General features: G+C 61.8%; 10 protein-coding genes. 5 read left to right on the top strand and 5 right to left on the bottom strand.

The genetic code is table 11. The features are described 5' to 3' along the window. Nucleotides 1-47: 47 nt before the first annotated feature. Complete coding sequence (locus BM062_RS22930; protein WP_254785221.1) at nucleotides 48-641, bottom strand: TetR/AcrR family transcriptional regulator; 594 nt, start codon at nucleotides 639-641, stop codon at nucleotides 48-50. A gap of 412 nt (nucleotides 642-1,053) precedes the next feature. Between BM062_RS22930 and BM062_RS22925 the strand changes: the two genes are divergently transcribed. From BM062_RS22925 to BM062_RS22915, 3 genes are all read left to right on the top strand, one after another. Next, nucleotides 1,054-1,986, top strand: a complete 933-nt coding sequence (locus BM062_RS22925; RefSeq protein WP_092401448.1) for an esterase/lipase family protein — start codon at nucleotides 1,054-1,056, stop codon at nucleotides 1,984-1,986. Between the two features lie 2 nt (nucleotides 1,987-1,988). Then, a complete protein-coding gene (locus BM062_RS22920; protein ID WP_092401445.1) occupies nucleotides 1,989-2,903 on the top strand; it encodes a lipase secretion chaperone in 915 nt (304 codons plus the stop codon). Nucleotides 2,904-3,004: 101 nt separating this feature from the next. Then, on the top strand, nucleotides 3,005-4,351 hold the full coding sequence (locus BM062_RS22915; protein WP_092401442.1) for a 3-oxoacyl-ACP reductase: 1,347 nt from the start codon (nucleotides 3,005-3,007) through the stop codon (nucleotides 4,349-4,351). 72 nt (nucleotides 4,352-4,423) lie between these two features. Here BM062_RS22915 and BM062_RS22910 read toward each other — a convergent pair whose 3' ends face one another. The 4 genes from BM062_RS22910 to BM062_RS22895 all read right to left on the bottom strand — a co-directional run bounded on the left by BM062_RS22910 (nucleotide 4,424) and on the right by BM062_RS22895 (nucleotide 10,221). Continuing rightward, nucleotides 4,424-5,785 (bottom strand): 8-oxoguanine deaminase, encoded by a 1,362-nt coding sequence (locus tag BM062_RS22910; protein ID WP_092401439.1) that lies wholly within the window; start codon nucleotides 5,783-5,785, stop codon nucleotides 4,424-4,426. A gap of 34 nt (nucleotides 5,786-5,819) precedes the next feature. Further along, entirely contained in the window at nucleotides 5,820-7,580 is a 1,761-nt protein-coding gene (locus BM062_RS22905) for an allantoate amidohydrolase (RefSeq protein ID WP_092401436.1), read from the bottom strand. A 101-nt stretch (nucleotides 7,581-7,681) separates the two neighbouring features. Next, a complete protein-coding gene (locus BM062_RS22900) occupies nucleotides 7,682-9,076 on the bottom strand; it encodes a nucleobase:cation symporter-2 family protein (RefSeq protein ID WP_092401433.1) in 1,395 nt (464 codons plus the stop codon). A gap of 206 nt (nucleotides 9,077-9,282) precedes the next feature. Then, on the bottom strand, nucleotides 9,283-10,221 hold the full coding sequence (locus BM062_RS22895) for a LysR substrate-binding domain-containing protein (protein WP_092401430.1): 939 nt from the start codon (nucleotides 10,219-10,221) through the stop codon (nucleotides 9,283-9,285). A gap of 418 nt (nucleotides 10,222-10,639) precedes the next feature. Here BM062_RS22895 and BM062_RS22890 point away from each other — a divergent pair, with 418 nt between their 5' ends. Together BM062_RS22890 and hutH are read left to right on the top strand one after the other, a co-directional pair. Further along, a complete protein-coding gene (locus tag BM062_RS22890) occupies nucleotides 10,640-11,911 on the top strand; it encodes a urate hydroxylase PuuD (protein WP_092401427.1) in 1,272 nt (423 codons plus the stop codon). Between the two features lie 110 nt (nucleotides 11,912-12,021). After that, on the top strand, nucleotides 12,022-13,533 hold a 1,512-nt coding region (gene hutH / locus BM062_RS22885), incomplete at its 3' end, for an HAL/PAL/TAL family ammonia-lyase (RefSeq protein WP_092401424.1).

Genomic DNA, 13,533 nt, shown 5'->3' with positions numbered 1-13,533 from the left:
ATTTATGGGGCGGGATTGCGTGAAATGGCAACGGAGCAGGCCGCCAGTTATTTCTGGCGCGGAGCCAGCAACAGTTCCTTGGTGAAGTTCAGCTGTTTTTTTCGGGCCTTGTCGTCGTTCAGGTCCCACAGCAGCGATTGCGCCAGCTGGAAGCTGTACAGGGTAAACGCTCGGTTGTTGGCCTCGGTCTTGCCGAAGCCCATGTCCAGGAATCCCTGGGTATAGTAGGTCAGCCGCTGCTGGTCGACCTCGCGCACCGCCTGCCGTGCCATGTCGTCGCGCCGTGACCAGGCACGGATGGCGAATTCGATCATGGCTGCGCGGCGTGCCGTGAGGCCGTGGAAGGGCAGGGCCAGCACTTCGTCCAGGACTTCCTCCGCAGAAAATACCCGGCCCTCGAATGTGCGCAGCACCTGCGTCGTGGTTCTTTCGTGCCACCTCTTCAGCAGCTTGGACAGCAAGTCGTTCCTGTCCTTGAAGTGGTAGTAGAAACTTCCCACTGTGATTCCCAGCTCCCGCGCCAGCGATTCAACCCGCACGGCGTCGATGCTTTTGCTGATCAGCAGGTCGGTTGCCGCATCGATCCAGTCATCCGGGGACAGGATTTTTTTTGTTTTCGCGCGGCGCGGCGATTCAGGCATTGTTTCCTCGGACGACACTCCAGTTTCTCCCCTGATACTGCACGTTTTACAAGCCGGGCGCCCGCGCATGGCGGTCGACGGCCGTTCATTATAGTTCATGCTTCCCACGAATAATCGCCGGCCGGACGGCAACCTGCGGCCGTCCCGCATCTGCCTGGCAGGCGCAGCACAATAAAAATAGGTAACCCTATGTTTAAATAGGGTTGCCTATGTTAGAGTGCTTCAGGCACGCAACGGCCTACGATGTCGGATTGATATTTTCAGCAGGAAAATGGGACGCCGCCGCAGAGCGGCGCTTCGTTGAAGTGGCAGGAAACCGAGGATGCTGGCAACAGAAAGGAGAAATCCATCAGGTAATCCAGAACGTGGTTTCACTCGTAACGATTTCATAAAATTTTCGGAGATGCATAAAATGAAAAAGCAATTCTTGCAATGGCTTGGCGCCGCCCTGGTCGCCATGGCCGTCCTGCCGGCGCCGTCCTGGGCTGCTACCGGCTACACCCAGACCAAATATCCGATCATCCTGGTGCACGGCTTGTTCGGTTTCGACAAGATCGGCCCGGTCGAATATTTTTACGGGATTCCCGAAGCGCTGAGCGCTGACGGCGCCCAGGTCTATGTGGCGGAAGTATCGGCTGCCAACAGCACGGAAGTGCGCGGCGAACAGCTGCTGACGTATGTCAAGCAGGTGCTGGCGGCTACCGGCGCCGCCAAGGTCAACCTGATCGGACACAGCCATGGCGGACCAACCATCCGCTACGTCGCTTCGGTGGCGCCGCAACTGGTGGCTTCAGTGTCCAGCGTGGCCGGCCCGAACAAAGGGGCGGCAGTGGCTGACATCGTCCGCGGCGTGGTAGCTCCGGGTTCTTTCAGCCAGGCGGTGCTGGGCTCGGTGGTCAACGGCTTCACCACGCTGATCGACGTGCTGTCGGGCGGCGGCAATCCGCAGAACTCGGTAGCGGCGCTGGATTCGCTCACCACGGCAGGCATGGCAAAATTCAACCTGGCCCATCCTGAAGGCGTGCCTGCCACCGCTTGCGGCGAAGGCGATTACCAGGTCGGCGGCGTATATTATTTTTCATGGAGCGGCGGCCAGCCTTTGACCAATGTGCTCGATCCGAGCGATGGCAGCATGGGCTTGCTTTCGCTGGCATATGGCGGCGCCAAGAGCGATGGCCTGGTGAGCAGCTGCGGCAGCCATCTGGGCCGCGTGATCCGCGACAACTACGGCATGAACCACCTGGACGAAGTGAACCAGGTGCTGGGGTTGGTGAATATCTTCGAAACCAATCCGAAGACGGTCTACCGCCAGCAGGCTAACCGCCTGAAAGGCCTGGGACTGTAAACATGCAAATCCGATATCCATTTGCCTGGATCGGGGCGGCGGCTTTGGCTGCCGCCATTGCCGTCCCGCTGCTGATGACGCATGAGGAACCGCCCGCGCCGACAGCCGCCGCGCAAGCCGACCTGTTCCCATTCGTGAAATCGCTGCAAGGAACCCGCCCCGACGGCGACATCAAGGTTGCCGCCGGCGACGTGCTGGTGGCCGACGCGCAGCTGGTGGACTTGTTCGACTATTACCTCAGCGCGGTCGGCGAAAAACCGCTGGACGCCATCCGCAAAGAGATCGAACAGGAGCTCGAGCGGCGCCTGGCGCCGAACGCCGCCAGCGAAGCCAAGCGCCTGCTGGGCAACTACATCGCATACAAGACCGCGCTGGTAGCGCTGGACAAGGATCCGCAGCTGGGCGGCAACGGCCTGGCCGCAATCCGGCGCCGCATGGAAAAGATGCAGGAAATGCGCACCCGGTTTTTCAGCCCGGCGGAAAACAAGGGCATGTTTGGCGCCGGCGATGCCGCGGACATGGATACGCTGGCAAGGATGGAAATCGGCCAGGACAAATCGCTGAGCGAGGCCCAGAAGCAGGAAAAGCTGGCCGCACTGGACGCGACCATGCCAGCGTCGTTGCGGGAAGCGCGGGCAGCGCCCCTGAAAATCGTCAAGCTGGAGGATAGCGCGGCCAAGATGCGGCAGCAGGGCGCCAGCGAAGACGACATCTATCGTATGCGGGCCGCAGCCTTGTCGCCGGAAGCCGCGGCGCGCATGGCGGAAGTCGACCAGGGCGAAGCGGCCTGGAAAAGCCGGATTGCCGCTTACCTGGCGGAACGTAGTAAGCTCGCCAGTGCCGATGCTGTCGCCGAATTGAGAAACAGGATGTTTGACGCCATTGAACAGAAACGCCTGCCAGCCTATGAGAAATAAGACGCCATGAAGGACCGGCCTCGGCGCCGACCGGATCTCGTTCGCGCGGCAGGCGGGCAAGGCGTTACCGCAATATTGGGAAAGTAGAGAAAGCAGTATCCATGTCCGACTTGTTAATCAAATTGTCCGGCAGCCGTTTCGGCGCCGGCGTCGTCAAGCTGCTGGGAATGCCGGCGCCGGTCGAACTGGCGCGCAGCGCGGGGCCTTATGCAGAACAGCCGCTGGCCGGAAAAAATATCCTGCTGGGCCGCTCGCAGAACGGCTATGCCATAGACCGCCTGTGGCAGATCGCGCGCGATGCCGGCGCCTTGCCGCTGGAAACCACCGGCGTCAAGCCCGACATCCTGGTCATGGATGCGACCGGCTGCGCCAGCCCGTCCGACTATCGCGCGCTCTACGATTTCTTCCATCCGCAGATGCGTGCGATAGCGCGCAACGCCAGGGTGCTGATCGTTGCTGCGTTGCCTGCTGAAAGCCGCGATCCTGTGGCCGCGGCGGCAGCGCGCGGCATCGAAGGATTCAGCCGCTCGCTGGCCAAGGAACTGGGGCCGCGCGGCGCCACGGTCAACCTTGCCTATGTCGCCAAAGATGCCGTCGACCGCCTGGCGGGCGCCGTGCATTTTTTCTGCGGCGTGCAGACCACGTATGTGACCGGGCAAGCAGTACATGTCACCTCGCGGGTGGCTGCGCCGGCGTCGCTGGCGCAGCACGGGGCGCTCAAAGCCAAGGTGGCGCTGGTGACAGGAAGCGCACGCGGCATCGGCCGGGCTACCGCGCAGCGGCTGGCGCAGGAAGCGGTGCAAGTGATTTGCGTCGATGTTCCGGCGGCAAGCGAGGCCTTGCACCGGACCTGCCGGGAGATCGGCGCGATACCGCTGTTGCTGGACATAACCGGCCCCGAGGCGCCGCGGCAACTGGCCGATTTCATCAAAGAGCGGTTTGGCCGCCTGAACATCCTGGTGCATAACGCCGGCATCACGCGCGACAAGACACTCGCCAACATGCAGGAACAATCCTGGGACCAGGTAGTGGACATCAATTTATCCGCCGTGATGGCGATCGACCAGGTACTGCTGGCGGAAAATATCCTGCGCGACGAGGCCCGGCTGGTCTACCTGTCGTCCATCAGCGGCGTATCGGGCAATTTCGGCCAGACCAACTATGCGCTGACGAAAGCGGCCCTGATCGGCTACGTCGCGGCGCAGGCGCCGCTGCTTGCCGCCCGCGGTATCTGCATCAACGCCGTTGCTCCCGGTTTTATCGAAACCGCGATGACGCAGAAGATGCCATTCATGGCGCGCGAAATCGGCCGCCGCCTGAACTCCGTAAAGCAGGGCGGCCAGCCGCGCGACGTGGCGGAGCTGGTGACCTTCCTGTGCACTCCCGGTGCCTGCGGTATCAGCGGCGACACCATCCGCGTCTGCGGCCAGGGCCTGGTTGGCGCCTGACCCGCTGCCTCGAATAAAAAATGGCCGCTCGGATTTCGCCGGCGGCCATTTTTTTGTTCCCGGAAACGCCTATCAGCGCGCGGCTTCAGCCAGCGACAACGCCAGCCTGTTGTGGCGCTCAAGCACATTGCCGAGGTCGACCGTGGTGAACTGGCCGTTGCGCACCACTACCCGGCCGTTGATGATGCTGTAAGCGACATCCGCCGGCGTGCAGAATACCAGCGCCGCCACCGGATCGTGCCAGCCGCCGGCGAACCCGACCTTGTTCAGGTCGAACAGCGCCAGGTCGGCCGACATGCCCGGCTTCAAGGCGCCGATATCGTCGCGGTTGAGCACCTTGGCGCCGCCCAGCGTCGCCAGTTCCAGCGCCTGGCGCGCGGTCATGGCGTCCGGGCCGAAACCGACCCGCTGCAGCAGCATCGCCTGCCGCACTTCACCCAGCATGTGGGCGCCGTCGTTGGAAGCCGAACCGTCGACGCCGATGCCGACCGCCACGCCGGCGTCGACCATCTTGCGGATCGGCGCGATGCCGGAAGCCAGCCGCATGTTGGAGCACGGGCAGTGGGCGATGCCGGTGCCGGTGCGGGCGAACATGTAGATGCCGTCGTCGTCGAGCTGGACGCAGTGGGCATGCCAGACGTCATGGCCGACCCAGCCGCAGTCTTCCGCGTATTCGGCCGGCGTCATGTTGAATTTCTCGCGGCTGTAGGCAATGTCGTTGACGTTCTCCGCCAGGTGGGTGTGCAGCGAGACGCCATGATGGCGCGCCATCGCAGCCGATTCGCGCATCAGGTCGCGCGATACCGAGAACGGCGAGCAGGGCGCCACCACGATGCGCTGCATCGCGTGGCGGCTGCTGTCGTGGTAAGTCTCGATCAGGCGCTGCGTATCCTGCAGGATGGCTTTTTCGTCCTCTACCACGCGGTCCGGCGGCAAGCCGCCTTTCGACTGGCCTACGCTCATCGCGCCGCGCGCCGCATGGAAGCGCATGCCGATCTGCTGCGCCGCTTCGATGCTGTGGTCGAGCTTGCAGCCGTTGGGATAGATGTACAAGTGATCGCTGCTGGTGGTGCAGCCGGACATGATCAGCTCCGCCATCGCGGTCAGGGTCGAGACCTGGATCATCTCCGGCGTCAGGTTGGCCCAGATCGGATACAGGTTGGTCAGCCAGTTGAACAGCTCGCCGTTCTGCGCTGCCGGAATCACGCGCGTCAGGCTCTGGTACATGTGGTGATGGGTATTCACCAGGCCCGGGATAACGACGTGGTTGCCGGCATCGATGACTTCGTCGGCGCTTGGCGGCAGGTCGGCGCTGTTGCCTACCTGTTCAATCACATTGTCGCGGATGAAGACTGCGCCACCGGCAATTTCACGGCGCGTGTCATCCATGGTAACGACGACACGCGCATTTTTTATCAATAAAGTTGTAGACATTGCGTTTGATCCAATGAGATCCAAAGACGCTGGTTCAAGGCTTTGGTGTAAAGCGGCGTAGGAAATCCAGCAAGATTTGCGCCGATACTTCGGCATCGTCCGCAGTCATTGTTTCCAATGGATTGTGGCTGATGCCGCCGTTGCCGCAACGCGTAAACAGCATGGCGACGTCGGTGATTTTTGCGATGGTCATGGCGTCATGGCCGGCGCCGGAAGCGAGCTTGAACGGCTGTACCCCGGCCCGTCCGGCGGCGGCTGACAGCTGCTCCATCAGCCATGGGGCGCAAGGCGCGGCCGGCGCCGACACCATCTTTTCGACATTGGCTTCGATGCAGCGCCGCTCGCACACCGTCTCGATATGGCGCAGCACATCTTCTACCGCGGCGTCGCGGACAGCGTCGTCGGCGGCGCGGATATCCAGCGAGAACACGCAGGCGCCGGGAATCACGTTGGTGGAGCCGTTAGGCACCTGCAGCTGGCCGACGGTGCCCACCAGCGATGCCTGCTGGTCCTGGGCGCAGCGCTGTTCCACATGCAGCAGGATTTCAGCGGCGGCGGCGGCGGCGTCCTTGCGCATCGACATCGGCGTGGTGCCGGAGTGGCTGGCGACGCCTTTCAGCTGCACCATGTAGCGGCAGCTGCCGGCGATCGACGTGACGATGCCGACCGGCAGGCCGCGCTGCAGCAGCACCGGGCCTTGTTCGATGTGCACTTCGACGTAACCCAGCAAGTCGGCCGGATTGCGCGCGATGGCGGGGATCGCCGCCGGATCGTGCCCGGCTTGCAGCAAGGCGTCGCGCATGCTGACGCCATCGCGGTCGAGCGCGTTCAGCAGTTCCAGGTTGAACTGGCCGATGATGGCGTTGCTGCCGAGGAAAGTGCTCTTGAAGCGCACGCCTTCTTCTTCCGAGAAAGCGACGATCTCGAAATGGAAGGGCAGTTTTTCACCGCGCTCATGCAAGTGCTTGACGATGGCGATCGGCAGCAGGATGCCTTCGCGGCCATCGTATTTGCCGCCGTTGCGCACGGTGTCGTAGTGCGAACCGGTCATCAATGTCTTGGCGGCGGGATTGTCCGACAGGTAGCGGCCGACCACGTTGCCGACCGCATCGGTCTCGGCCTGCATGCCGGCTTCGCGCATCCAGCCGGCAATCTGCGCGGCGGTGCGGCGGTGGGCGTCGGTCATGTAGGCGCAGGTAAGGCCGCTTTCGTCGTCGCTCCAGGCGCCGATCTGCTCGGCCCATTGCATGATGCTCTGGCCGAGTTGCGGAACGTAGCCGAGCAGGTCGTTGGTGCGCATTTCGGCGATGCGGCCGATCTGGCGCAGCGCCTCTGCCAGTTCATCGTCGAACTGGTTTTTCAGGCGCCGGCTGAAGGTTGCGATGATCGCCTGGCGCGACAGGCCTTGGCCGTCCGCGCCCTTGACCGCGAGGATGAAAGGAAAACCGAATTTCTTGTTGTAGTCGGCGTTGAGCTTTTGCAGCGTAGCGAATTCTTCCGGGCTGCAATTGTTGAGGCCGGCCTTGGCTTGCTCGCCGGTCGATTCGGCGGTCAGTTCGCCGGATATGGCTGCCTTGCCGGCCAGCTCCGGGTGGGCGCGGATCAGGCCCAGCTGTTCTTCCCTGGCTGCCGAGCTGACGACTGCCTGCATCGCCAGTTTCAAGGCGGTGATGTTGGCGAACGGCCGTTGCGCGGCAGCGCGTTCGGGGATCCACGGCGAGTGTTCGTAGATGCCGTGCAGCGTCGCTGTGAATGCTGTTACGTCGCTGTTGTTCAGTTGTTCTAGAGTTGTCATTTGTATCGTCGGCGGGTCCGGCCCGCTTCTTCCTAGGTTAAATCACTGCCATGTCAATTACGGGTTGGACCCACATTACTTCAATTTACTGCAAAAACAATTTAGTGATCCGAGCTTTGCGCCGCCGCCAGCGCATGCGAGCGGCTGTCTTCGCTGGAACCCTTGCCGTTGAAAAACAGGTTCAGCAAGACCGCCATGCTGGACGCCAGCAAGATGCCGCTGTGCAGGATGGTCGACAGGAACATCGGCATCTTGTCGAAAAAGGTCGGCGCCACGATAGGGATCATGCCGGCGCCGAAGCTGACGGCGACGATGAACAGGTTATTGCGGTTGTGCTGGAAATCGACTTTCGACAGGATCTTGATGCCGGTCGCCGCCACCATGCCGAACATGACGATGCCGGCGCCGCCCAGCACGAACTGCGGGATCGAGGCTGCCACGTGCGCCATTTTCGGGAACAGGCCGAACAGCATCAGGATCACGCCGGCCGCGGCGCAGACATAGCGGCTGCGCACGCCGGTGACGCCGACCAGGCCGACATTCTGCGAGAACGAGGTATAGGGGAAAGTATTGAATATGCCGCCGATCACGCTGCCCAGGCCGTCGACGCGCAAACCGCGGGCCAGGGTCTTGTCGTCGATTTTCTTGCCGACGATTTCACCCAGGGCGATGAACATCCCGGTCGATTCGATCATGGTTACGATCATGACCAGGCACATGCTGAGGATCGAACCGATGTCGAATTTCGGCCAACCGTAATGGAAGGGCCGGATGAAGGCGAACCATTCGGCGTCGCCGAGGCCGTAGAAACTGATCTTGCCCATCGACATGGCGATGACGAAACCGATGACCATGCCGCTCAGCACCGAGATGTTGGCGATAAAACCCTTGACGTACTTGGTGATCAGCAGGATCGAGATCAGCACGACCAGGGCGATGCCGAGGCTGGTCGGAGAACCGTAGTCGGGATTGGGGATCCTGGTGAAGACGCCATCGACCAGGGTGCCGATCACCGGCTGGCCGCCGGCTGCCCAGTTGATGCCGACGCCCATCAGTGAAATGCCGATGACGCTGATCACGGTGCCGGTCACTACCGGCGGGAAGAAGCGCATCAGGCGGCTCATGTAAGGGGCGGCAAACACGCAGAATATGCCGGAGGCGATTACCGCGCCGTAGATATGGACGATCGTCAGCTGCGGGTTGCCGGCCATCGCCACCATCGGACCGACGGCGGCGAAAGTGACGCCCATCATGACCGGCATCTTGATGCCGAATTTCCAGAAGCCCAGGCTCTGGATCAGGGTCACCAGGCCGCAGCAGAACAGGTCGGCGCTGATCAGGAAAGCGATGTCGCTTTTGGCCAGGTTGAGGGCGCCGCCGACAATCAGCGGCACCGCTATTGCGCCGGCGTACATCACCAGCACGTGCTGCATGCCGAGCGCAGCGAGTTTGCCTACGGGGAGTTTTTCATCTACCGGATCTGTGCTGCTGGTCATCGTGTGTCTCCTGGGGGTTATTTTAGTGCTTGCGGCGACATCGATCCGGCCTTTTTATTTCCTGCCCGGCCGGACCAGTGCGCAACAGCCTCACAAGTCTCCTGCCGCATGGACAGGGCTTGTGCTGTCCGATACTACTTTGCCCAGCCCTCCACGATATATATACTGACTGATAGTTGATTTATGTATTTGGATATATGACGAAGTTACCTGGCCAACATTGACTTGGCGGCAATCCCGATCTGTTCGCGCAGCCATTTATGTTCGGTCGCCTGGTGCACGCGTTCATGCCATAGTTGGTAAAAACGCATGGGCGGGAACTTGATCGGCAAGGTGAAGCTTTTCAGCGCCAGGGTCTTTTCGTAGAACAGCGCGAACTGGCGGCCGGTGGTCAGCACCAGGTCGGTTTGCGCCACCATGTAGGGCAGCATGCCGAAGTAGGCCGATTCGACCACCACGTTGCGGTTCAGGTTCTGGCTGTCGAGGAAGGAGTCGATGATGCCGTGGTAGCCGGGCAGCACCTGCCATGGCGCCACGTGCGGCAGCGACAGGTAGTCTTCCACCGTCATCCCGTCCGCCGCGGTGCGCTTGGCGTAGGCGCTGTCGGCGCGCATCAGGCAGACGATGGGGTCGTCGAACAGCTTGGACAGGTGCAGGTGCGGCGGCGGCTCGTCCCAGTTGGCGATGACCAGGTCGAGGTCGCCGTCGGACAGCAGGCGGACATAGTCGGTTTCCGGCCCCAGGGCGTGGATCACGATGCGGCTCTTGGGCGACTCGCGGCGCAGGCGCGCCACCACTTCCAGGAAGAACGGCGTATTCATGTAATCCGGCGCGGCGATATGGAAGGTGCGTGCTTCAGCCTGGGGCACGAAAGCGGTCTTTTGCACGAACAACCGCTCGGTTTCTTCCAGGATGCGCTTGGCCGGCTTCAGCAGGCTTTCGCCATGCTGGGTCGGCACCATGCCGCGTGCGCCGCGCACCAGCAAGGGATCGCCGGTCAGTTCGCGCAGCTTGCGCAGCGAAGCCGAGATTGACGGTTGCGGCTGGTTGAGCTTGAGGGCGACGCGCGAGACGTTCTTTTCGCACAGCAGCAGGTACAGGATGCGTATCAGGTGGATGTCCAGGTGGTCTGGCAGCTTGGCCATGTTGTCTCCGTTTTTATAGGTATGGTGCGAGTCATTTTGTTATATGGATATGCGTATGTCAAATATATCTGATAATCAATGTTTTGATGGCCCAATACGTTTATCTTGCGTGAATCTGGCACGCTTTTGTCATGAGAGCGCAGGCAGGGAAAAAATGAAGGCTGGGCAGGCAGGTATCTTGCTTATCCGATCATGTTGGTCGTAGCGGAGCTGAGATGGTTTTTTATAAAAGTTCGCGGCCGTGTTGGGGTAAATATTCCGGTTTTTATTTGAAGCGAGAACAAGGCGCAAAGCCGTAGACAGTGCTGTAGCACGGCAAGGCGAAGCAACGCAGTTATCGTTTCAAATATAAAGCGGAATAACCTCTATCGTTTGCAGAGCCCGCGGTGGCAGACGAGTAATAATCGTTGGGGAAGACATGGATGCATTGTTAGTTTCGTACGGAGTCGAATGGCTCAACCTGCTGGTCCGCTGGCTGCACCTGATCACGGGCATCGCCTGGATCGGCGCGTCGTTCTATTTCGTCTGGCTGGACAATTCGATCCGGCCGCCGAAAGCCGGCTCCGACCTGGCCAAGAAGGGCGTGTCGGGAGAATTGTGGGCAGTCCACGGCGGCGGTTTCTACAACCCGCAAAAATACCTGGTGGCGCCGGCTGAACTGCCGGAAGACCTGCACTGGTTCAAATGGGAAGCCTACGCCACCTGGCTGTCGGGCTTCGCCATGCTGTTCATCGTCTATTACTTCAATGCCTCGGCCATGATGATCAACAAGGACGTGGCCGACCTCAGCACCTGGCAGGCGATCGGCGTCGGCCTCGGCACGCTGGTGGTCGGCTGGACCGTGTACGACCTGCTGTGCCGTTCGCCGCTGGGCAAGCGCGATGGCTTGCTGGGCATCGTCATGTACCTGTTCATCGTTGCCGCCGCCTATGTGCTGTCGCACCTGCTGAGCGGCCGCGCCGCGTACATCCATGTCGGCGCCATGATAGGCACCATGATGGTGGGCAATGTGCTGATGGTGATCATCCCTGGCCAGCGCAAGCTGGTGGAAGCGATGCGTGTCGGCAAATCGCCGGACCCTATCTACGGCAAGAAAGCCAAGCAGCGCAGCGTGCATAACAACTACTTCACGCTGCCGGTGCTGTTCATCATGATCAGCAACCACTACGGCATGACATACAGCCATCCATACAACTGGCTGATCCTGGCGGCGATCATTGCCGCCGGCGCCCTGATCCGCCACTTCTTCAACCTGCGTCATGCCGGCCGCGTTTCGTTCGGTTATCCGATCGCAGGGGTTGCCTTGCTGCTGGCGGTGGCGGTGGCGATTGCGCCGCGTCCGGTACAACCTGTAGCGCCTGTGGCCAAGGCGGATGCCGCTGCAGTCGGCACTGCCGCTGTTCCCGCAGCGGCAACAGCGGCGGCGGCACCGGCCGCCGACATGGCGCATATCCAGGAAATCATCGGCCAGCGCTGCGCTACCTGCCACTCGGCGCAGCCGACCCAGCCGGGTTTTGCCACCGCGCCGGCCGGCGTGATGCTGCAGACGGCGGACCAGATCCGGCAACACGCCGACAAGGTCTACCAGCAAGCCGTGCAGCTGAAGGCGATGCCGCTGGCTAACCTGACCCACATCACCGACGAAGAGCGGGCCCTGATCGGCACCTGGTATACCTCCGGCGCCAAGTAAGCCGGGCGCGCGCTTCATGCCATCCTGAAAGCCGGAAGCCGGTTGAGCAGTTTTACCACGCTCGATCGGCTTCCGCGCTCGACCTCATTTAAGAAATATTTGGAGTTTCCATGTCCCAAACCATCACCATCGACGGCTTCAACCTGACCGCCCAGCAAGTGGTCAACGTCGCCCGCGCGCCGCACCTGCCGGTCACGTTGGCCGACTCTTCCCGCGCTGCCCTGAAAGAAAGCCGCGACTACATCGAATCGACCTGGATGCACGACGAAGCGCCGATGATGTACAGCTTCAACACCGGCGTCGGCCTGCTGAAAGATACCCGGATCAAGGTCGAGCATATCGCACTGTTCCAGACCCAGCTGATCAAGGCCCACTGCGCCGGCATCGGCGAACCGTTTTCGGAAGAAGTCAGCCGCGCCACCATGCTGTTGCGCGCCAACGCCTTCGCCAGCAACTATTCGGCGCCGCGGGTGGAAGTGGTGGATCGGCTGCTGGCTTTCCTGAACGCCGGCATCCATCCGGTCATGCCGCAAAAGGGTTCGGTCGGCGCTTCCGGCGATCTCGCGCCGTTGTCCTATCTTGCCGCTGCGATTGCCGGTTTCGACGAAGCCGAAGTGATGTACCAGGGCCAGCGCATGAGCGCGCCTGAGGCGATCACCAAGTCCGGCGTCGGCCCGGTCAAGTTCGACCTCAAGGCCAAGGACGCCTCGGCGCTGATCAACGGTTGCACCGCGTCGCTGGCGGTGGCCGTGCTGGTGGCGCATGACGCCCGCAACCTGCTGAGCGACGCCTGCCTGTCGCTGGGCCTGACCCTGGAAGCGATGCGCGCCGAGATGGCGGCGTTCGACCACCGCATCCAGCAAGCCCGTCCGCACGCCGGCCAGATCAAGACCGCCGCCATCATCCGCAAGCTGCTGTCGGGTTCGACCCGCACCACGCATGAGGCGCGCGCCGTGCAGTTCCCTGAAGAACTGCGCCGCACCGACATTCCCTACACCGCCCGCATCCAGGACGTCTATTCGCTGCGCTGCTCGCCGCAGGTCTACGGCCCGGTGTTCGATGCGCTCGATTACATCGACAACATCGTCGACAAGGAAATCAACTCGGCCACCGACAATCCGCTGATTTTCAGCAAGGAAGAAGCGGAAGGCGGCGGCTTCGAAATCATCTCGGGCGGCAATTTCCACGGCCAGTACCTGGCGCAGGCGATGGACCTGCTGGCGATGGCGGTCACCGACCTCGGCAGCATCTGTGAACGGCGCGTGGCGCGCCTGATCGACCCGACCCTGTCGTGGGGCTTGCCGCGCAACCTGATGAGCGGCGTGCGCGGCGTCAACACCGGTTATCCGGTGGTGCAATGTTCGCTCAGTTCGCTGGTGATGGAAAACCGCACCCTGTGCATGCCGGGCAGCGTCGACAGCATCCCGGCCAAGGGCAACAGCGAAGACCACGTCTCGAACTCGACCTGGTGCGCGCGCAAGGCGGCCACGGTGGTGGCCAATACGCAATACATCATCGGCGTCGAGATGCTGCTGGCGGCGCAAGCCTTGACCATGACGGAAGACTTGCTGCCGGGTTTCGTGCTGGGTAAAGGCACGCAGGCGGCGTACCAGGAAATCCGC

This window comes from Collimonas sp. OK412 (genome assembly GCF_900112135.1).
Classification (GTDB): domain Bacteria; phylum Pseudomonadota; class Gammaproteobacteria; order Burkholderiales; family Burkholderiaceae_D; genus Collimonas; species Collimonas rhizosphaerae.
Note: the sequence above shows the minus strand (reverse complement) of the source record. Positions and strands in the feature narration are given on the sequence as shown.

Coding starts and splice junctions, on each gene's coding strand:
- BM062_RS22930 (WP_254785221.1), bottom strand. CDS start 641: ATGCCTGAATCGCCGCGCCGCGCGAAAACAAAAAAAATCCTGTCCCCG.
- BM062_RS22925 (WP_092401448.1), top strand. CDS start 1,054: ATGAAAAAGCAATTCTTGCAATGGCTTGGCGCCGCCCTGGTCGCCATG.
- BM062_RS22920 (WP_092401445.1), top strand. CDS start 1,989: ATGCAAATCCGATATCCATTTGCCTGGATCGGGGCGGCGGCTTTGGCT.
- BM062_RS22915 (WP_092401442.1), top strand. CDS start 3,005: ATGTCCGACTTGTTAATCAAATTGTCCGGCAGCCGTTTCGGCGCCGGC.
- BM062_RS22910 (WP_092401439.1), bottom strand. CDS start 5,785: ATGTCTACAACTTTATTGATAAAAAATGCGCGTGTCGTCGTTACCATG.
- BM062_RS22905 (WP_092401436.1), bottom strand. CDS start 7,580: ATGACAACTCTAGAACAACTGAACAACAGCGACGTAACAGCATTCACA.
- BM062_RS22900 (WP_092401433.1), bottom strand. CDS start 9,076: ATGACCAGCAGCACAGATCCGGTAGATGAAAAACTCCCCGTAGGCAAA.
- BM062_RS22895 (WP_092401430.1), bottom strand. CDS start 10,221: ATGGCCAAGCTGCCAGACCACCTGGACATCCACCTGATACGCATCCTG.
- BM062_RS22890 (WP_092401427.1), top strand. CDS start 10,640: ATGGATGCATTGTTAGTTTCGTACGGAGTCGAATGGCTCAACCTGCTG.